Raw genomic sequence first — 20,161 nt, forward strand, 5'->3', positions numbered from 1 at the left:
TCCGGACCGTGGTGGGTGAGTGCGTGGACCTGGCCCTCGCCGCATCCGCCGACCTCGCCGACCACCGCGACGTCAACACCGTCGCCCGCCGCACCGAGGCCGAGCTGCGCGCGGCGATGGCCGCCGCCCGACCTGCCGACGCCGGCCGCGAGGACGTCCTCGGATCCGACCTGCAGGCCGCCCGGGACGCCGTCGCCGCCTACCGCGCCGACGCGCTCCCCCGGCTGGCCCGCACCGCGCTGCGCGCCGCCCGCCAGGCCGCCCGCACCCACGGCAACACGCCCGCCCCCCCGTACCGCCCGCGCGACCCGTCCGGCCGCAGCCGCGCGCCGCGGACCGAGCGAGCCCGAGCTCCTCGCCGAGGTGTTCCTGGCCCTGGTCGCCGCCCACGGCTGGACTCTGGGCACCGCCGGCGGAGGCCTGCGCGACCACTGGACCACGATCGTCGGCCCCGACGCCGCCACCCACTGGCACCTCGCCGGCTACGACCCCACCACCCGCCGCCTGCGCGTCACCGCCGACTCCCCGGCCTGGGCCGCCCAACTCCGCCTTCACCACCGCCGCGTCCTCACCGTCCTCCACCGACTGCGGCCCTGCACCGTGACCGCCATCGACGTCCGCGTCGGCCCCGCCCCCGCACCGCGGGCCGAGCAGGATGTCGACGAGCGGTCCGCTCCCCGCCCCGCACCGACCGCGCTGGCCCGCAACCCGCTCGCCGACCACACCGCCTACCAGGAACTACGCCGCCAGATGCGCGAGCAGGCCCTCGCCCGCCAAGCCGCGCTCGACGAAGCCACCGCCCAGCGGGAAGCCATCCTGACCCGGCACTACAACCGGCTGCGCGAACCCGAACACGCCCACCGAACCGCACTCGAAAGCACCCCGGCCGCCGACAGCGAAGAGCACGACCGCCGGCAGCGCGAGCGCCACCAGGCCGCTCTCGCTGTCGCCCGCGTCACCCGGGCCGGGGCGATCCCGCTGCGCACCGCCGGGCGTGCGGTATCCCGTGCCAGTGCGGCATGAACGGACAATCCCGGGGCGCTCAGGGCGGTCACGCTCGGCGACAACACGCAGCTACGCTGAACGAAGCCAACCGCTGACTGCGGCTGATCGGGAGGGACCTGGACAATGGAGAACATGAGCGAGAACAGCATGGATGAGGTGCGCCAGCGGCTGACCGCGCTCGAGGCGGAGGTGGACCGGCTGCGCGAGGAGTCGGCGCAGACCCGCGCGCTCGCGGCGATGGCGGACCGGGACACCGCCGAGATGCGCACTGCTCTTCGTGCCCACACCCAGGTCCTGAACGCGCTGCGCGAGACTCAGCTCGAACAGGGACAGGCCATTCAGGGCCTCGCTCAGGCGGTCGGTGTCCTCGTCGCCGGTCAGAGCGAGCACAGCCGGGTCCTGGAGAGCGTCGTCGCCGGGCAGACCGCCATCCTCGAAGAGCTCCGCCGGCGAAACCAGAGCTGAGGCGCTGTACGGAACCGGTACCCGGCCGACCGCAGTGCCGGCAGCCGCCGATACTCGCTTCTCCGGGTGGCCGTGGGCGAGTAGCGTCCGGCCATGGTCATCTACACCTCCACCCAGGACGCGTGGAACGCGCTGCGCGGGGCCCGCTCCGCGCCGCCCGGACGGGCGACCGAACCGGGCCCCGAGGCGGCGCAGCCGGGCGATGCCCCGAGGCCTTGGCGGCGCGAGGTCTTCTGCACGGCGTTGGAGCAGGCGGAGCAGTACTTTCGGGCGGCGGACGCGGTGGGCACGGCGACGCAGCCGCTGCTGCTGTTCTACGGCCTGAGCCAGGCCGGCCGGGCGATCGCGGCCGCGGCCTGGGACCTGGAGGGGAAAAAGTGGAAGCTCAACGGGCACGGGATCAACACGAGGGCGATGGAGGGAGACCTGCCGGCGGTGCTGGCGCCCACCAGGCCGCGCGGTGACAACGGGAGCTTCGTCCGCCTCTCCCGTCTCCTCCGATCGCCGGTGTGGGTGGACAAGGCGGTCACCTTCGCCGAGCTGTGGGACTGCCTGCCGATCAGCAGGGACATCCCGCTCTCCAAGGACGGCGAGGATCGGGTGGTGCCGCTATTCGTCGACCACCACCATCTGCATCCGGAGCCGCACCTCCAAGGAGGCATCCGCATCGGAGGCCTTCCCGCCCGGGTCCTCGACGCCTCCGACCGGGACGTCGCGTTCGGCGAGTACCTCGCCCGATTCCCCGGCGCCCACGGTCCGGACATCAGCTGGTGGCGCCGCGACGGCGAGGAGCGTCTGGACCGGCGCTACGAGCGGGAAGCCGACGGATCCGGCTCGATGGCGGTGACCTTCTTCGCGCCCGACGGCGGCGTCCTCACCCGGGACCAGTACCTCGACCGGCTACGGCAGGTGACCCGGCGCCACGACGGCGACTGGTACTTCACCCCGTCGATCTGGGGATCGACGCACGGCATACATCCGCTGATGGCCTGGTGGGCGGTCATGCACGCGCTGTCCGACCTCGTCCGCTACCAGCCAGCGGAGTGGGCCCGCCACATCGACGTCGACAAGAGCGTCCACGCGGTGCCGATCGAACGGCTCCTGGCGGAGGCCCGCCGAGTCCTGCCCATCGTGATCGCGGAGACCCTCGACGAGGTCGCTGCCTGACCGCCGGTGCGGAACTCGCCGTCGAGGTCGACCTGGAGCCAGCCGGATCACCCCCGCGGGCGCGGGGGGTCAGCCTCGCTCGCCGTGGCCGTGCTGCCGGTCCGGCACGTACACGCAGGGAGAGACCCTCCTGCCCGCCCGCTTCCCGTGGTTTGCTGCGGTCCGGCCTGTGCCGGGCGGGCTGCCTTATGCCTTCGGGATGGTGAAGCCGAAAGGCAGCTGGCGCAGGAGCTGGTGGTAGCCGGTGGCGTCGCGGGCCAGGGATTCCAGGTGGAGGACGGTGTGGATCGTCGCGAGCTCGCTGTCGGTGGGGTTCAAGGTGTGCCGGCGGGAGCCAGGGACCGGGCGGGAGCCGGCCAGCGCGTTGCGCAGGGCCGTGGTGTTGATTCCGGGCAGGGTGCCGGCTTCGGCGGCGGCGAGGACGCTCTTCAGAGTGTCCATGCTGGTGCCGCGGACCTGTATCCGGGTCGGGCCCGGTGTTGGCTCCGGCTGGGGTTCAGGCTTTGTCTGGAGGGCCCGGAAGGCCAGGGCGGTCCGGCCGAACTGGGTGATCCGTGCCGCCCAGCCCGGCCGGGCGCTGTCGGTGGCGAGGGCGTCGAGGATGTCGTCGTCGGCGAGTTCGCACAGGCCGTGCCCGGCCAGACCACGCGTGATGCCTCTGGCACGGGACTGCTTTCCGAGCAGCTGTGTTCCGGTTGTCCAGTTGTCCCCGTCGTGGCCTGCCAGGTCTTCCAGCACGGCCCACTCGTCCTGGCGTAGCGTCACAATTCCCTCCCGCAGAGTAGCGTCCGCGCGTCATCCTGCCAGGACCTCCGCTGTGCTGTACGGCGAAGTTCACAGGTCACACCGGGCTGGCTGGTGACGCGCGCATTCGTCTGCGGTGGCCTTCGCGCGGCCGCGCCGGCCCGCGGCGTTGTCTCCCTGCTTCGTCGACGGTGCTGGACCTCACCGGCGCGGCGTGCGTAGCCGGGGTCACCACTTGCGGTGGACCAGGTGGAAGTAGAGGCCGCCCACGAGCAGAGCCAGCCATGGCACCCAGGCGCACAGCGTGGCCCAGCCGCCCTGGCTGTACAGGGCCCCGTACCCGGTGATGGACGCCCCGATCACGGTTGCCACGCAGGCGACGGATGTCAGGGTCAGGTGGATGTCTCTGGGGGAGACGTCCACCGTCGGGGCCTTGTCCGACGTGGCGGTGCAGTTCGAGACGTGGTGGACGAGGATGGCGAACGCGGCCGCGACCACCGTCCACGCCACGACGACGGCGGTGGCCCCGAAGATCAGGCCGGAGCCGTGTTGGTACTCCGCGATGGTCATGGTTCCTCCGATGGTGAAGGCCCGGAGCTGGCCGAGTGCTCAGGCCGGGCGGGCTGGTCCGTACGGGAAGCTACGCCGGACCCGTGCGGCCCGGCTCGGGTTGCGGTGGCGTCGCGCGGCTGCGGCCCGCCCTGCGGGCGAAGCTGCGGTCTGTGCCCGCCACCGGGTGGGGTTTGGGCAGCTCATCGCCCCGGTCTGGGCCTCGCCGGGGTGCCGGATTGGCGCGCCATTGGCGGCCTGAACCGCGAGACATCCGCGTCAACCACGGGCCGGAAGACTGCACGCCTTCGGGTGATTTCGGGCTGGTCGGCGGTCCGGCGAGTCCGCTGGCCGCGACCATGACCCGCGTGAAGATCACCCATCATCTGCTGCTGCGCCCGGTTGCGGGCGTCCTCGGTGTCCTGCTGCTGGCCGGCTGCGGCACCCGGACACCGGCCTCCCAGGAAGCCCGGCTCACCAAGGCGGCTGGCGTCACCAGCGTCTCGCTGATCATGCCCGAGGGCCTGTGGAAGGACACGAAGCCCTTCGACGACCTGAAGAAGGTGCCGGTCGAGCGTCTCGACGGCGACCGGGGAGCCCGCGGGCTGGTGCGGATCAACCTTACCGGTACCCAGGTAGTGACCTACATGAAGTTCCTCGACGCCAGCGCCCATCCCGGGCCCGGATCGGTCAATCGGGACAACAAGCAGGCGTCCGTGCGGGTGTACGAGGCGATCGGCGGCGCGCTGGACACCATCACGCCGGCTCGCGGCGCAGGTGATCCCGCCCCCGAGGTGCTGATCGACGACACCATCGGCACCCCGGCCCCGTAGCACCGGGGCCGGGGCCCGCTTCGGGTGAAGCATGGACGTCTCGGCCCCGTGCGAGATCGTGGGGCGGCAGGATGGCGGCCATGGCAATCACGATCGGTGTACGAGTCGACTTCTGGGAGCAGCCGGCCCTTGGGCCGGAGGGGGAATCGAAGGGGTATGTCTGCTCGGTGGTGAAGGAGGACGGGTTCGACGCGCTGGCGGTGCCGGCGGTCGGGGACTCGCTGTCGGCAGTGAGCCTGCTGGTGGGGCCGATGCACGAGCAGCCGTACATCGCGCCAGCGCGGGGCGGCTACCCGTTCCACATCGTCCAGGTGGTCGAGCACTACCCGCGCCCGCTCGGCGACGACCGCGAGCCGGGGGTGATCGTCGTGGTGCACGCCAAGCTGCGCTACGAGGACAAGGAGTTGGAAGAGTTCGTCCAGGTCTACGCCGAAGCCGGCTGGCACTGGATGCCCGGCGAGAGCCGGGCCGTCTCCCGGGCAGCGGCCGTGCAAGCCGCCCGGGCCACCAGCTGACGGGAGCCACCCGGGGACCGCCGGCCCGACGCCCGAGCCGCTCGAAGCGCCGTGACCATCCGCGCCCCAGCGGATCACCAACCAGAAGGGAACCGCCGTGCTCACCCACCCCGGAGATGGCCGGGCCCCTCACGCTCGTCGACGTGAGGGGCCCGGCCATCAGCGTACGGCGCCCCGTCCCCGGCAGGCAGGGCGATCCCGACTCGCCCGAATCGGTGGTGCTCGCCGCTCCGATCCGACCTGTGTGCGGTTGCCTCGTCGGCCCTCCATGATCCGCGGTCCGCGAAGCGGGCCGGACGGAACCAGCGGCGCCGGTTTCCCGAACGACCATCCCCCGGGCCATGCGCGTGCCACCCTCGTGATCTGGTTGTAGATACGCAGGGGGAAGACAATGCGTGAGTGGGTATCCACGGTCAACTACCGGATCAGCCATCGGCTCCGGCACGGTGCGCGTGGGGCCGCCAACGAGGCCTCGCGGGTCCTTGAGGAGTCGCTTCGCCGCATTGGGCTGCCGGGACCGGTTCCGCCTCAGATTCGGCAGGCGTTCTGGGGCACCTCCTACGGCTACCGGAAGGGTTGGACGAACCTGCTGGCCTGGCTGCTCGTGCTCGCCGGTGTTCTCGGTCTAACCGCCGCCGGGCGGCTGTTGAGGTCGCTGTTCCCCCCAGCACGCCCCGTCGTGGCGGGGGTGGTCGGCCTGCTGCTGGGCAGCACCCTGGTCCTGTTCTTCCTGAGCCTGGCCATCAACTCCTCGAAGCTCGGCTGGCTCGGGACAGCTGTGAAATGGTCGCAGGTCGGAAGCCTCACGAACGTGGTGAACCGCTGCGGCGCGGCGCTGGCGGTCGGGCCGAGGTCCCGTCCGGACCACCTCATGCAGGTGTCGACCGACCTGCGCCTGGTGGAGACTGCGCCCGCGGGGCCCAAGCACCGTAGCTGTCTCCGCCGGAACGCTCCTCGAAGCCGTATCGCGTCGGATAGCGCAGGTGTATCCGACGCGACGGCCCGGCAGGTGCGGGCGGGGCACGGCGGTGTCATATAGCCCCGCCGTCGGCCGCGGGGATGCCATCGAGGATGCCGCTGGCTGAGTCCGACACCTTCGAGCTACCCCACGGCGACCTCACCGACTACGAGAAGCAGTGAGTTCAGTAGGGCGCCCCGGTATTAACGTCGATCTCATTGCCTTCTGAGTCAAATGCCATCATGTAGCCCGCGAGGCCCGGAGAGGCCGAAGTGTAGTCCGCTCGATGTTTGATTTCTCCAGGATGGGTAGGCGGTCCCTTGAAAACTATGGTCAGAGTCTCTCCCGGCTCAATCTCATAAATGGCTCCCATCGGCTCGAAGACCACGGTCAGACAGTCGGATTCCGCCGTCAAGACCGTCCGCTCCTCCACCCATGAAGCTTCTCGAGCCCGCTGCCTTTCGTGGCGTCGATTGCGAATCCAAGAGAACATGTCGTCATGATGCCTCATGGTGGTGGTTTTGCCAAGACCTGCGACCCCTTCTCTTGGCCGCTCATAGACCCCTTGCTTGAGCCCTCCCATGCGACGGCGCGGAATGACGGCAATTGAACTGCGGTCATTCCGCGCCATCAGCTTTATAGCGGCACTTCCCCTTTGTTTAGCGGTACTTCCCCTTGATGTAGTACCTCATCAGCTCCGCCCGCTCCTTGGCGTTATAGTTATTCTGCCCCCTTGCTCGGGAAAGCTTGTCGATTTTGGTGAAATACTTCTTCACTGTCCTGAGTTCCCGATTTGTGAAGCGCATTCGGACGTCATTGCGCTTTTCGGGGGTCATGAGTGCGCGATTCTTGTATACGTTCGGCCGGTCGGTGGCCCACAGGGGGCCATCCAGATCATTCTGCTGCTTAAATCCGTGCTGCTTGACGATCTTGTCGACCTTGTTGTAAAGCCGGTTGTTCTGTGTGCGAATGTTAGGGTATTTGACCGTCCTCGTGAAGCTGTTTGACAGCTTCACGGCGCGGGCTGCCTTGACCGTCGTAACAGCCGCCTTCACGGCGACACCTGCGCCCACTGCCGCCGCTGCCACCATGACCGTCATTTCGGCGGCCTTTTCCCAGTTACCGGTGGCGGCATAGGAGACTGACGAAACGGCGGCGGCTATGGAACCAATGGGACCCGGTACGACGGTGGCGACCACCTCAGCGACCTTGGCGACGACTTCGACCGTCTTCTTGAGCCACTTGGGCATGCCCCAGTTGCCGTCGAGGTCGGTGCAGTTGACGGGGTCGCCGGTGCAGTAGTCGTAGGCGCTGGCGTTGCCGCCTGGGACGGGGTCGATCTGGAGGAAGCGGCCGAGGGCCGGGCTGTAGAGGCGGGCACCCATGAGGATGTCGCCGTCCTGGGCCTCGGCGGAGCGCTGCTTGCCGCCGAGCCAGCCGTAGCGGACGCCTGCCTGGCCGTCCTGCGGGATGCCGAACTCGTCGAAATCCAGGACCACCGGTGCGGTGAGCGTGGTGTCGGTGGTGATGACGACCGAGCCGAACAGGTTGGTCAGCTGCAGCCGGACGTCACCGGTCCTGCTGGTAGTGGCCACCAGGTCGGCGTCCGGGCCCGAGACGTTGCGGGTCAGGATGCCCTGGGCACTGTCCTCGACGGTCCAGCGGACCTCGTCACCATCGTCGCCGTAGTGGTTCAGCTTGGAGGTGGCGCCGGCCCAGGATCCGTCGGCCTGCTTCTTGCTGGTGGTGAACGCGGTCAGGCGGTGGGCGGCGTCGACGGCCCACTCCTGCTTGGTGTCCCCCGTCTCCTGGGCGGCGACGCGGTCGTTGGCCCAGTAGGTGTTGGTCGCGCCGGTCGCGGTCTTCACCGTGCGCCCGAAGGCGTCGTAGAAGAAGCCCGCATCCGTGAGGCGGTCGGCGCTGTCGTAGGTGTGGTTCTCCGCCGTGGCCCCGTCCGGGCTGCACTGGCCGGACGCGCCCTTGGGGGACGTCTGCTTGGACAGGCGGTTGGAGTGGGCGTCGAAGGCGTACTGGCGGGTGACGCAGCCGGTGGCGACCGTGGACTGCTCGGCCTTCACCAGCCGGCCGAGCCGGTCGTACTGATACGTGCGGGTGGCGGTGGAGCTGGTGTCCTTCGCTACCTGGCCCTGGGTGGAGATGTCGGTGGTCTGGGCCCAGATGACCTTGTTGTCGCTGGTGCGGGTGTAGGTGCGGCTGGTGGCCTCGCCGACGGCGTTGGTGGTGTCCTTGCGGACGATGCCGCCGGGGTAGGTCTGTTCGACAAGCTGGCTGTCCGGACCGTACTTGGCGGTGAACTCGCCGGCGACGCTGTCGTTGACGGAGGTGACCAGGCCGCGCGGCTCCTTCGCGCGGTCGTAGGTGTAGGTGGTGAAGCCGGTCGGGTCGGTGACCTTCACCGGCTTGCCGAACTTGTCGAACTCCGAGGTGGTGGTCGCCCCGTCGGCGTCGGTGTAGGAGATCAGTCGGCCGAGCGCGTCGAAGACGCGGGTGAGCGACTTGCCGCCGGCCGTCGTCTTCACGATGTCGCCGGTGGCGGGGTCGTACTCGGTGGTGACCTTCGGGAGCGGCTTGCCCTCGTCCGAGGTGATCTCGATGGAGACGATCCGGTCTACCTCGTTGTAGACGGTGACGGTCTTGCGGGACTTGCCGGCGTTGGTCTCGGTGGTCTCCTCAGGCTCGGCGAACGGTGAGTAGCGGGTGACCCGCTTGACCGGCAGGGTGGTCGGCATCCGCGCCGCGTCCGCACCGGTGATCGCACCGCCCGGCCCGCTGACGCAGGGCAGGCCCGCCCATTCCGGACGGTTGCCGCAGGCCGCATCGTCGGGGTTGGCGCCAGCGGTGTAGTACACCGCCTTGACCGTGCCAGCATCGGTCCCGGTGGAACCCGGCTTGCGGGACTCCAGCGCACGGCCCTTCGCGTCGAACTTGACGACAGCCGTCAGCTTGGCGCCGAGCGCGTCGGTGGTGACCGAGGTGGGGGTCTTCAGCGTCCAGCCGGAGGCGCCGCCGATCGGCGTGTCATAGCCCTGCTTGGTGACGCGCAGTTCGACGTCGTCGGCGTAGCCGTCGATGCGGGCGCCGTCGGTCTGGGTGGTGACCAGGTGGTAGGCCTGGCCGTCGGGCTTGTTCTCGTCGTAGGTGTTGGTGTTGTGGTCGCGGGCCACCACCGAGGTCCCGGCCGGGAGGGTCGGGTTGACGGTGGTCTTGGTCAGCGTGACGGTGTCCAGGCCGGCGTGGTAGCGCTCGCCCTGGCTCGCCGGGTTGGTGCCGGTGACGGTGACCTTGAGTTCGTGGTCGCCACGGGCGAGGTGGATCGACTGGCCGACGGTGTACGGGGCGGTCGAGCCGGCCGCGTTGGCGTCGAAGGTGTCGATCGGCTGGCCGAGGTTCTGCCCGTCGATCGCGAACTGCACGATGCCGTGGTCGCTGAACCGGGTCAGCTGGCCGGAGAGCTGGTAGTCGCCCTCCTCCGGCACGCTCACCCTCATGGAGTCGAACACGCCGGCCTGGGTGCCGGCCAGGCTGAGCTGCGCTCCGCCGGACCAGGAGAGGGCACCGTTGTCGTTGATCACCCGCACCGGCGCGCTGGCGCCGAGCTGGGGCAGCTTCTCCGCCTCCCAGGTGACCGTGACCGGTGTGGTCTGGCCGTTGACCTGCTCGGCGAGCGAGGCGCGGTAGACGGGGCCGAGGGTCTCGACGACGTCCAGACCGTCGGGGCTGTAGGTGGTACGCGCGTCGAGCAGGCGCGCCCTGGACGCGGAGTCCGCCGGGAGGTTCAGCTCGGCGGCGAACTGGTCCGCCTCGGGGTGGGTGCCGAGCGCGATGGCGCGGCTGGTGGCCTCCAGGGTGCGGACGGCGTGGCCGTAGCGGTCGTATTCGGTGGTGTCGATGTCACCGCCGGGGGTGATGGACGGGGTGGCGGTGTTGACCTCGTTGCCGGAGGCGTTGAGGTAGTGGACGGTGGCCGGCTTGTAGCCGTCCTTGCCCGGCTTGGCCGCCGTGGCCGTGTTGGTACCCGGATCGTCCTCGGGACCGAACACGGCGGTGGCGTCGGTGGGAGCGTCGGTCTGCGCCCACTTGGCGACCTCCGCGCCGGACAGGTCGTACGGGCCGCCGGCCGTACCGCTGGTGAGCGGCACGTCGTAGACGACGCTGGTTGCGATCTCGCCGTTGACCTGGTCCTTGCTGCCCTGGGCCAGGGCCGCGCGGCGGACCTTCAGCAGCCTGCCCGGGTCCTGGTCCGCCGCGGCCTTGCCGTAGTCGAAGTTCCACGGTAGCTCGCCTGCGGCACCGATCCGGGTGACCCGGCCCGCGTCGTCATAGCTGTACGTGATCTTCAGGGGCTGGGTGAGGCGCGGGTCCCAGACCTGGGAGAGGCGGCCCTTGTCGTCGTATGCGTAGTGGACGACCTCGACGGCCTGTTGCTGGGAGGTCGTCGGGTTCCACGACCAGACCTTGACGCCGCGGATGCGGTCCAGGAAGTCGCCGGGCGTTGTCGCGGTGGCCGTGGTGACCTTGGCGTAGTCGTACTCCATGACCTCGCAGCCGCGCGGCAGCGGGTTGACGGTGCAGTGGTTGGCGTCGTCGACGCCCGGCTCGACCGGCGGGATGACGCGCTTGACCAGCGAGCGGCCGTCGGCGGTGTCGTACTGGTAGCGGGTGGCGGAGGCGGCCTCCGGGCCGATGTCGCTGACGACCTGGTAGATGCTGGAGCCGGCCTGGCGGGCGAACACCGTCTTCGAACCGTCGAGCTCGGACAGCTCGTAGGTGGTGCCGGCGGTCTGCACGTCCCAGACCTGGTTCGGGCCACGCCAGCAGGTCCAGATGGTGCCGCCCAGGTTCGCGTCCAGGCACTTGGACGACTGATGGTTGCCGATCTGGCCGTCGGCGAGGACCTCCCACTTCTGGTTGGTGCCGGCGTTGCAGTCCCAGAGCACGACCCGGGTGTTGTCGGCGCTCACGCCCCAGGGGTTGTCCAGGCACTTGCCGAGGATCTGGAAGCGCTGCTGGTCGTCACGGGTCCACTGCTGGTTCGCGGCGCCGGTGCACGGCGCCGCCTGCAGGTTGGTGCCGTTGTTGGCGGCGCCGCCCGGGACCTCCAGGCACTGTCCGGTCGCGGCGAGCACGAGGGCGCCGCTGGTGGCCGGCACGGCCTTCAGCGACAGTGACTCGGCGCCCGGCTCCGGGAACAGGGTGCCGTCGGCGCCCTTGGCGAAGGTGAGCGAGGTGTCGTCGTTGCCCTTGATCTCGACCAGGTCGGACTGCGGGAACGACAGCGCGCGGTAGTCCGAGCCAGTGCCCGCGTCGGGGCCGCCGGCCCACTGCGGACCGAACGGCGCGACGATCTCCTTCAGCGACAGGTCGTCGAAGAAGACCTCCTTGTCCGCCGCGGCGAAGCCGTTCATGAGGCGGAACCAGGCCTCGGTGGCGTCCTTGGGGACGGTCATGTCGACGGACAGCTGCTGCCAGCCGTCCGTGAACGACGCCTTCGGGGAGAGCACCTCGCCGTACCCGGCCGGGGTGCGGTGGACGCCCTGCAGGCGCAGGCCGATGTCGGCGCGGTCCGGGTTCAGGCCGGTGGAACCGGGCACGTAGATCCAGCCGGTCAGCCGGTAGGTCTTCCCCGGCTGCATGTTCTGGCCGAGGGAGTATCCCGGGCCGATCTCCGTGTAGGAGTTCGAGTTGCCGTTGGGCTTCACCGACAGCGAGTCGGTGGAGCTGTCGTGACCGCGGACGGTCGAGCGGCTGATGACCGCGGGACCAGGGGTGAAGCCCGCGGTGTCGGTGCCGATCTGGCGCTGGTTGGCCGCCAGGCGCTCGCCCTGCGGCTGCCAGCCGCGGTCCGTGCCGCGCGAGGAGGAGGTGCGGGTCACCGACATGCCGAACTCGTTGGCGTCCGTGACGTCGGTGGAGTAGTCGCCGGTCAGCAGGTTGACCGAGCCCGGGCCGATGCCCGCTCCGGCCGCGCCGTCGGCGTTGCGGTCCACCGTGATGGTGTTCCACACGGTGGCGTAGCCGGCGCCGGAGCCGTCCTCGGGAAACAGCTTGGCGCGGATCTGGACGACGCCGCCGACGTTGCCGAGGGTGTCCAGGACGTTCCAGTTGGCGTGCGGGCCGAGGTCCGCCAGACGCGGCTTGTCCTCGGTGACCGGGGTGTTGTCGGCCTTGGTCAGGTTGGTCCGGGGCACCGTGTACTCGGTGGCGCCGGGGCCGCGGCGGTACTCGTAGAGGACCCGCTTGAACTGCGTCTGCGCGTCGACGGACAGCTTGACGCGCTTGGCCGCCTGGGTGCCGTTGACCGGCGAGCTGATCCCGGCCTGGCCGACCTGGAAGGTGTAGGCCGTGGGCGGGGAGAGGTTGCCAGCGCGGTCCTTGGCCTGCACGCTGAGCACGCGCCGGCCCTCGGTGGTGGGGGTGATGCTCGTGGTGACCGAGGCTGTCGCGGGGAAGGTGACCGGCGAGCCGCCGTCCAGCGTGTAGACGTACGCGGCCAGGTCGTTCGTGCCGGCGGCCGGGGTGATGGTGAACGAGCCGGCCTGGTTCGCCGCACCGTGCCAGAGCCCGTCCGACGGGTAGTCCGCGGAGGTGACCGTCGGGCTGCCCGGCTTCACGGTGTCCGCGATCAGGTGGGTGCCGGTCCAGCTCGACTGCGACTTGCCGTCGTCGAGCAGTGCCCAGATCGAGTACTGCACGCCCTCGTCGAGCCGGGCGATGCCGAAGTCGGACGCGCGGACCGTCGCGATGGCGCCGTTCGGGGTGTCCTTCACGATGCGGTTGACGAACGTGCCGGCGCGAAACAGGTCGAACGCGACCTTGACCTGGTCACCGTCGGCGTCGGCCGCCTGCACCTGGAACCGCGGGTTGGCGTCCGGGGTGTACGCCGGGTTTCCCGGCTGGGAGGGCTGCACCTGGACGGTGGCCGGGGTCGTCGGCACCGTGTTGTAGGTGATCGAGATGTACGGCGGGACGTCGCTCTGTGCGGAGCCGAACTTCTTCCAGGAGAGGTCGCTGTTCTCGTCCGTCGCCTTCAGCAGCATGCCGTAGTCGCCGGAGTTGAACTGCGCGAAGTGCCGGATCATCGCCGTGATGTCGGTGTTCGTCCAGCCGGAGCCGTCCTGGGCGGTGCAGTGGTGGGAGTCCCCGCCGTCGACGTCGTAGGTCTCGTACGTCCGGGTCCACATCTGGCCCCACTGGGGCTCGTTGCCCCAGCGGGTCCACCAGGCGGCGCCGCCCGCGTCCCAGACCTCCCACTGCTTCGGGGTGCAGGAGGAGGAGTGGAAGTTGTAGAGGTGCAGCTTGGCGTCGATGATCTGCTTGCCGTTGAAGTCGCCGCCTGGGATCGTCAGGTACGAACGTGCCTTGACGCTGCCGTTGTAGCTGCCCAGCTTGAGTTCGTCGGAGCCGGAGGCGTCGACGTTCTCGTTGTTCTGGACGTAGGTGTCGAAGGTGGCGCCGATGTCCACGACCGGGTCGATGGTGACCGGGAACCGGGTCTTCTGGTCGGCCAGGAACGCCGCGTCCGGAGTGAACACCAGCTCGGTGTCCGCACCCTGGCCGCGCACCTGCATCGTCACCGGCGCACGGTTGAGGTGTTCCTGCGAGGCCGGGTCCACCGCAGTGTCCCACATCACCGGCGCCGGGATCCTGACGGCCGGCTTGCCGGTCCCCTTGTCCAGCAGCTGGATGGAACCGTCTTGCTGCGGCGCGATGTCAAGGCCGGTGGTGTCGATCGGGATCGTGACCGATCCGGCCTGCGTGACGGCGGAACGGTCCGTCACGATCAGGAACTGCTCGAAACCGGTCCGGGTCGCCTGCAGCACCAGGTCCACGCCCGGACGGGCGTCGACGTAGGTGGCCTTGCTGCCCTCCAGCCTCGGCTGCGGCAACCGGCCCAGCCAGCTGAACGAGACCTGCTTGCCATCCGGGCCGATCGTCACCAACGGGCGCTCGGCCGGCTTGGCCTCGGGAGCAGCAGGCGGATTGGCGTACGGAGTGGTCGGGGCTGCCGAGGGCGCCGCGGCGCGGGAGGCGTTCTCAGAAGGCGTCGGTGTGGCCGCCGGATCCGGCGTAGCGGAAGAAGTCGGCGAAGTGGCCGATGGGGTTGCGGGCACACTGTCGCCGACGGTGACCCCGGCATCGCCGCCTTGGAAGACCAGGCCCTCCGGGTGCGCCTTCGGCGCGACCTTGCCGTCCGGGGTCTGCACCAGCGTGGTGTCGACCGGCACCCAGGCGTCGCCGACCTTCATCCGGATCGGGCCGACGGACCGCTCCGAGGTCAGCGTCCCTTCCGGGTTCGCCCACAGGGTGACGAATTCGGTGCGGGCGTTGGTGACCTCGATCCGGCGGCCCTGCAGGCGCGCGGCCAGCAGTGCCGACGCCTCGTCGGGTGCCTCGGTCGAAGGGGCCGCGGGAGCGGTCTGGGGTGTCTGTGGCGCGGTGCCCGCGCCGGACTGAGGAGACGCCAGAGCGTCGGCGACCACACCGGTCTGAACCAGCAGACCGAGCGTCAACGCTGTGGACAGGCGGCGTATCCAACGCATTGAAAAGGCCCCGCCGGTGAGACCGGACGAGGCTAAAGACCGTCGTTTCATCAACACTCTCTCGAAGAGATGGCATGTACTCAAATGGTTCGCTCAGAACCGAGTCACAAACCTCTCACTCTCAGTGAAATCCAAGGAAGCCCCCAGGGTGACGATTGAGTAACGGATTCAACACTCGCGGTTATTGAAACTCGATTTAGTGGCAATTGTTGTACAATTGCACTCTTTGTCTAAATTGTCCACCGATGGGGAATTTGCATATTTCGAGGTGTTATATTGGGCAATTCCCATCCCATAGTCAGTTGCTTATGTCATGAACGCATACGCCCACTCGGTGGCTAGATCGCGAGGTGAGGGAAGGCCTGCCATCCCAACGCGGGAGCATTCCTGGCTCGACGCGAGCAACTGTTGCGTGAGCACCACAACTGGCGGTGCACAATCCCGAGTCCGCCCATCAGGCGACCATCGACAGGCCACCGAGGAGACTGCCCACGCCGCCCGCGCCCGCCGTCTCCACGAATCCACCGCGCCGCCTCGATAAGCTTGCCGTTTAACACCCGGCGTCGAACAGGTGTGACCTGGAATGGCAGGCTGTGGTCGTGGAAATCGCGAGGGACGACCAGCCAAGGCCGCTGTCGACGTGCTGGCTCTACTGGATCGCCGTACCGACCGGGGACCAAGCGGGAGTCATTGCCTCCCTGGGCCTCACCCGACCCGTACCCGTGACGTTCGCCGAGGCCGAGGTCGTCATCGACGAGGACGGACACGGAGAGGCCGAGGACAATCCGGATGGAATGGCCCGGGTGTACGTGAGTCCTGAGATCGAGGGATGGACTCTGGTGATCGGCCCGTGGTGCGATCCGTGCAGCAGCGACAGAAGCGACGAAGTCCTGCGTCTGTGTGTCGACCTCAGCTCCCGCTACGCAGCCGCGCAGGCGTACTACTTCGGTACACAGAACGACGGCTCGGCCTGGCTGATCGCGGAGCACGGGGTCGTGATGCGGCGGTACTGCGAGACCGGTGAGGCCGAGGACGGACTCCTCACGCTGGGACAACCCCTTGTGCAGGAACAGACCGAGCGGGAGCGGATCGGCCTGCCCCTCGCCTGGGAGGCGAGCGAGCGCAACGGGGAGGCCGAGGAGGAGTGGAAGTGGCGGGCGTTCGACATGGCCCCCGAGATCGCGTCGGCCCTGGGCGTCAGTCCGCTCGCTCTGACCGCGGCGATGCGAGTACGCGGCGTCGGCGTTCTCGCGGAGACACCTGTTCCGGTGCGCTGAGCAGTGCGTTCAGCTCTCCGTAGCGGTCCTTCTCGGTTTGGTCCCCTTCTTGTGGTGGGTGGGCCGGGCGTACGCCTCGCCGGTGGCCAGCACTCTTCCGACCTCGTAGCGGGCGGCGGGCCGCTGGTTCTTGCGGCCGGGCGGCCGGCCGGGTCCGGGGCGGGTGGGTTTCGGCGCTTGCGCTGGTGAGGGGGCCTTCGTGTGCAGGTTCCGGAACCCGCGCCGGACCCGGGCGGGGGTGAGCCTGTTCGGTTCGGCCGGCCGCTCCCAGGGGTGGCGGAGGTCGGCGACGAGCGGGCGGGCGAGGCGGAGTTGGGTGTGGGCGGCGACGACCAGCCAGGTCCACCGGTCGGCCGACGCCGAGTCACGCAGGCGGGGCCGGGTCCAGCCCAACGTCTGCTTGAGCAGGCGGAACGTGTGCTCCAGGTCGAACCGGCGGAGGAACGCCTGCCAGCAGCGGTCGACGTCCTCGGCGCTGGCGCCGGTGCGCGACCACCAGAGCCAGACCGGGCGGTTCACCCCGCCGCTGGGCAGCTTCTCGACGGCCAGCCTGATCACCGTGCCTTCGAGGAGCGGCAGCTCGCCGCCGTGGTCCAGCCAGGCCGCGCGGCGGGTCAGCCGGGGGTGGAGCCGGTCCCAGGCCCGGGCCACGGCGGTGCCGTAGCGGCGGGTCTCGGTGGTGGTGACCGCCTGCTCGGTGCTCCAGGTGGCGGGGTCGCCGAAGACGAACTCGCCGCCGTGCTTGGGCGGCCGGCCCCCGGCCGGGTGGGCCGCGTCCCACTCAGCGCGGGTCGGCGCGGGTCGGCGCATCACCCGATCCGAGCGGAGCCGGCCGAGGACCTGCACCGGCAGGTCGCCGAGCAGGTGCGCAATGCGCGGGGCGTCGTAGCCGGCGTCCATCACCACCAAGACCTCCGGATCGCCAGCCTTCCACTGCCCGGCCGTGATCAGCCGGACCACCACGTCGCGGAGCTGGGCGGTGGTGACGGCGGCCAGGTCGGCGCCGGGCTCCAGGCGTACCGCGTCCAGGATCGCCGTCCACGACGTGCGGCCCGTCTCCAGCGCGACGACGAAGGAGTACGGCCAGCCGGGGATCATCTGGTGCTTGGCATCGCCGCGGCCGTAGGTGTGGCAGAACGAGCGGTCCGGGCAGGTCCCGGCGTCCGGCCGCAGCCACGGGGAGACGTCGACGGCGAGCACCAGGCGGCCGCCCGCGGCGCGGGGCAGCGGCAGGCCGGCCAGCTCGGCCCGCAGCCGGTCGACGTCGAGACGGCCCCGGTTCAGCGCGCCGTACAGGGCTCCGTGCCCGCGCCGGTGCTCGGGCGCCAGTGCCAGGCCCACCAGGGTCTTCACCGGGCCATCGGTGCACAGCATCGCGTCGGTGAGCTCGAACAGCGCGTCGCGCCGCCCGGTCAGGCAGTCGTAGAAGGCCCCCCGGAAGCGTGACAGTTCGGCGAACGGCTCGCCCTGAACACCCTGTTCCACCACAATCACCAGCACGGCCTTCGCGTCAAGTCCTGTAACCCTTAGTCGAGTTCAGGATCACGCGAAGGCCGTGCCCACGTCCCGCAGACACCCGAACGAGTGATCACCGGGCCAGCTTGTTCGAGGCCGCTGGATAAATCACAAGATAAGTGCCTGTGTCTAAAGGTCCCGGGCGCGTTTGCGCAGGTCAGGAATCGAACAGAGCCGGAATCAGCCGAGGAGCTGGGCCGGTGTGGTGAGGAGGAAGAGCTGGCCGGCCGCCGCGGTGGGGCCGGAAGTCTTCGAACGCCTCGCTGGGGATCAGAGGGTGTCCGTGGTGTGGCGACGGGCGAAGTCCCACGAGGCGGGTGCGTTCGCGGCCTCATACTCCGAGGCGATGCCGAAGACGCTTCCGCAACGCGGGCACTCCGCCCGGCCGAACAGGTGCGTGAGGCCCCAGGCGAGCGTTGTCTGTCCGTCCCGTTCAGCCATCTCGTGCAGCATCCTCCCGACGTCGGTCAGCGTGTCTGCGGTGGCCGGCCTCAGCGGGATCCGGTGGACGTCCCCCAGGTCCCAGTCCCGGATCGAGGAGTAGCAGCCGTAGCCGCCGATCGCGATCGTCACGGCTGCGTGGCAGTGCGGGCAGGCGACGTCGTAGAAGGAGTCGGTGAAGTCGTCCAGAGTCTCGGACCACAGGGGTCGGCGATCGAAGGCGAGTATCGCCTGCAGCAAGCCGAGGTAGGTTCGGCTGTCCTGGCCGGGTGCCAGGCGCGCTGTGGCCAGGTCCCGTAGCCGTGCCAGCGTGCGCTCCTGGCGGGCCACCTCTTCGTCGGCGCCGTGGTGGTCTTGGAGCAGGCCGCCCGCGATGGCGCCGGCCAAGCTGAGCGCCCAGTCTCCGGAGGCGGTGGTCTCGGCGATGTCCGCCAGCCGCGGCAGCACGGCAATGCTTGCCGAAGAGATCGTCCCCTGATGGCACAAGCGTCCCCAGAGTCGCTTGATCGCGTCCTGATCACGATCGACTGCCCGTTCCAGAAGCCCGGGTATCGCAGCAGCCGAGCCGTAGGCGTCGTGCAGAGTGGACCAGTCGATCATCCGGTGATTCAAGCACGCTGCTGCGGCGGGTGCCTGCGGAGCCGGGTCGGGGGATCCGCTGACAGGCCGGTTGATACCGTGGGACAGTAATGCCGCGCGCAGTCCGCGGTCGGGACTTCGCCGAGGTGGCTCGGACCGCCGTGAGAACGATCAGTCCCGCTGAGCCTCGCAGGAGGCGGGCTGACCGGCCCGGCGCGACTGACGCCGGGTGATGCGCCTGGTCATGATGGTGATCGCGGCCCAGGTGATCAGCGACTCGGAGTGCTGGATGAGGCGTTCGTAGTCGCGTGCGTGTCGGCGGGCGTGCATGATCCACACTATCGACCGTTCGACCACCCAACGGCGGGGCAGGATGACGAACCCCTTGGCGTCCTTGGGCCGGCTGACGGTCTTGAGGGTGAGGTTCAGGTACTTCTTCGCCCAGGTCACGAGCTGTCCGGCATAGCCGGAGTCGGCCCAGACGATCGTGATCTCCGGGTGCATCAAGCGGAGCCGGAACAGCACCTCCTTCGCCGCGTCACGGTCGGTCATGTCGGCCGGGGTGACCAGGACCAACAGCGGCAGACCCTTCGTGTCCACGACCAGGTGCCTCTTCCTCCCGTTGATCTTCTTCGCGCCGTCGTAGCCGCGCGAGTCCTTCCCGACCGTCTCGGCGGCCTTGACCGACTGCGAGTCGATGACCGTGGCCACCGCGCCCGGGGCCCGGCCCATGTCCCGGCGAACCCGCTCGCGCAGCTGGTCGCGGATCCGCCCGACGACGCCGGCCGCCGCCCAGCGCGCCATGAAGCCGTAGCAGGTCCGCCAGGGCGGGAAGTCCTTCGGCAGCGCGCGCCACTTGCATCCTGTGTCCACGACGTACCTAATCGCGTCCACGATCTCCCGGCGCGGGTGCTTCTCCGGCCGCCCGCCGGCCTTCGTCTCGCAGGCCGGGGTCGGCAGCAGCGGTTCGATCAGCGCCCACTCGTCGTCCCAGGTGTCCGATGGATAGCAGCGGCGCCGGGCCATGCGCCTTCCTCCCCTCATGGCGAAGGTCCGGGTTCCGGACGGCGGGGCCGTCCGGAACCCGGACCGGTCAGACGTCGCTGTAGTCCGCGATCATTTCGAGCGTGGACTCCACCGAGTTGAGCTGGGTGTTCAGGTGCTTGACCCACCGGCCCTTCGGTTGCAGGGCGAGGTGCGGGGCGACGATGCCGGTGATGAAGCGGCGGATCTCGGTGAGCTTCTCGCGGATCACCGCGACTTCGACGGCCTGCAGCTCGGTGGGGTCGGAGCAGAACTTGTAGCCGTCCGCCCTGGTCCAGATCATCTGACAAGCGACGCGACGTCCTCCCCGCGCAGGCGGGGGTCAGCCGATGCCCCGCTACGTCGTCACCCTCACCACCTCGTGCTCCCCGCGCAGGGTCAGCCGGGCATCCGGTGGGCGCGACGACCGCGGACGGGCCGAGCAGCGGCGCGCCGAGGCCGATGCCCGCCGCGCCGAGCGCCGGGCGCGGGCCGAGGCCGCCGAAGCGGCGCGCCGCGCGCTGCCGTG

General features: G+C 69.7%; 15 protein-coding genes and 1 pseudogene. 7 read left to right on the top strand and 9 right to left on the bottom strand.

Annotated elements, in window-relative coordinates; all coding sequences use genetic code 11:
• Positions 1 to 272, bottom strand: a pseudogene (locus ABT238_RS37135) (hypothetical protein); the annotation flags it as partial.
• A gap of 91 nt (positions 273 to 363) precedes the next feature.
• Here ABT238_RS37135 and ABT238_RS37140 point away from each other — a divergent pair.
• The 3 genes from ABT238_RS37140 (at position 364) to ABT238_RS37150 (ending at position 2,637) form a co-directional block, all read left to right on the top strand.
• Positions 364 to 1,023: a DciA family protein gene (locus ABT238_RS37140; protein WP_350806297.1), complete on the top strand. Its 660-nt coding sequence runs from the start codon at positions 364 to 366 to the stop codon at positions 1,021 to 1,023.
• A 114-nt stretch (positions 1,024 to 1,137) separates the two neighbouring features.
• Positions 1,138 to 1,470, top strand: coding sequence for a hypothetical protein (locus tag ABT238_RS37145; RefSeq protein WP_350806300.1), 333 nt, complete (start codon positions 1,138 to 1,140; stop codon positions 1,468 to 1,470).
• 93 nt (positions 1,471 to 1,563) lie between these two features.
• A complete protein-coding gene (locus ABT238_RS37150) occupies positions 1,564 to 2,637 on the top strand; it encodes a YaaC family protein (protein WP_350806304.1) in 1,074 nt (357 codons plus the stop codon).
• A 186-nt stretch (positions 2,638 to 2,823) separates the two neighbouring features.
• Here the strand turns inward: ABT238_RS37150 and ABT238_RS37155 are convergent, their stop codons facing one another.
• Positions 2,824 to 3,402, bottom strand: a complete 579-nt coding sequence (locus tag ABT238_RS37155) for a DUF6417 family protein (protein ID WP_350806308.1) — start codon at positions 3,400 to 3,402, stop codon at positions 2,824 to 2,826.
• A 207-nt stretch (positions 3,403 to 3,609) separates the two neighbouring features.
• Entirely contained in the window at positions 3,610 to 3,951 is a 342-nt protein-coding gene (locus ABT238_RS37160) for a hypothetical protein (RefSeq protein WP_350806313.1), read from the bottom strand.
• A gap of 347 nt (positions 3,952 to 4,298) precedes the next feature.
• On the opposite strand from ABT238_RS37160, the gene ABT238_RS37165 reads away from it, so the two are divergent.
• From ABT238_RS37165 to ABT238_RS37175, 3 genes are all read left to right on the top strand, one after another.
• Positions 4,299 to 4,763, top strand: coding sequence for a hypothetical protein (locus ABT238_RS37165; RefSeq protein ID WP_350806316.1), 465 nt, complete (start codon positions 4,299 to 4,301; stop codon positions 4,761 to 4,763).
• 80 nt (positions 4,764 to 4,843) lie between these two features.
• Positions 4,844 to 5,278, top strand: coding sequence for a hypothetical protein (locus ABT238_RS37170; protein ID WP_350806319.1), 435 nt, complete (start codon positions 4,844 to 4,846; stop codon positions 5,276 to 5,278).
• A 391-nt stretch (positions 5,279 to 5,669) separates the two neighbouring features.
• Entirely contained in the window at positions 5,670 to 6,317 is a 648-nt protein-coding gene (locus ABT238_RS37175; RefSeq protein WP_350806321.1) for a hypothetical protein, read from the top strand.
• 103 nt (positions 6,318 to 6,420) lie between these two features.
• Here ABT238_RS37175 and ABT238_RS37180 read toward each other — a convergent pair whose 3' ends face one another.
• Positions 6,421 to 6,867 carry a hypothetical protein gene (locus ABT238_RS37180; RefSeq protein ID WP_350806325.1) on the bottom strand — a complete coding sequence of 149 codons (447 nt, stop codon included), beginning with the start codon at positions 6,865 to 6,867 and terminating at the stop codon, positions 6,421 to 6,423.
• 28 nt (positions 6,868 to 6,895) lie between these two features.
• Positions 6,896 to 14,737, bottom strand: coding sequence for a ricin-type beta-trefoil lectin domain protein (locus ABT238_RS37185; RefSeq protein ID WP_350806328.1), 7,842 nt, complete (start codon positions 14,735 to 14,737; stop codon positions 6,896 to 6,898).
• Positions 14,738 to 15,396: 659 nt separating this feature from the next.
• Here ABT238_RS37185 and ABT238_RS37190 point away from each other — a divergent pair.
• Entirely contained in the window at positions 15,397 to 16,074 is a 678-nt protein-coding gene (locus ABT238_RS37190; RefSeq protein WP_350806330.1) for a hypothetical protein, read from the top strand.
• A gap of 9 nt (positions 16,075 to 16,083) precedes the next feature.
• Here the strand turns inward: ABT238_RS37190 and ABT238_RS37195 are convergent, their stop codons facing one another.
• The 4 genes from ABT238_RS37195 to ABT238_RS37210 form a co-directional block, all read right to left on the bottom strand.
• Complete coding sequence (locus tag ABT238_RS37195; RefSeq protein WP_350806349.1) at positions 16,084 to 17,568, bottom strand: NF041680 family putative transposase; 1,485 nt, start codon at positions 17,566 to 17,568, stop codon at positions 16,084 to 16,086.
• 291 nt (positions 17,569 to 17,859) lie between these two features.
• Positions 17,860 to 18,630: a hypothetical protein gene (locus ABT238_RS37200; RefSeq protein WP_350806335.1), complete on the bottom strand. Its 771-nt coding sequence runs from the start codon at positions 18,628 to 18,630 to the stop codon at positions 17,860 to 17,862.
• A 150-nt stretch (positions 18,631 to 18,780) separates the two neighbouring features.
• Entirely contained in the window at positions 18,781 to 19,635 is an 855-nt protein-coding gene (locus ABT238_RS37205; protein WP_350806340.1) for an IS5 family transposase, read from the bottom strand.
• Between the two features lie 67 nt (positions 19,636 to 19,702).
• Positions 19,703 to 19,936: a hypothetical protein gene (locus ABT238_RS37210; protein WP_350806343.1), complete on the bottom strand. Its 234-nt coding sequence runs from the start codon at positions 19,934 to 19,936 to the stop codon at positions 19,703 to 19,705.
• Positions 19,937 to 20,161: the final 225 nt, after the last annotated feature.

It is taken from the genome of Kitasatospora sp. NPDC001527 (genome assembly GCF_040298605.1).
Taxonomy (GTDB): Bacteria; Actinomycetota; Actinomycetes; order Streptomycetales; family Streptomycetaceae; genus Kitasatospora.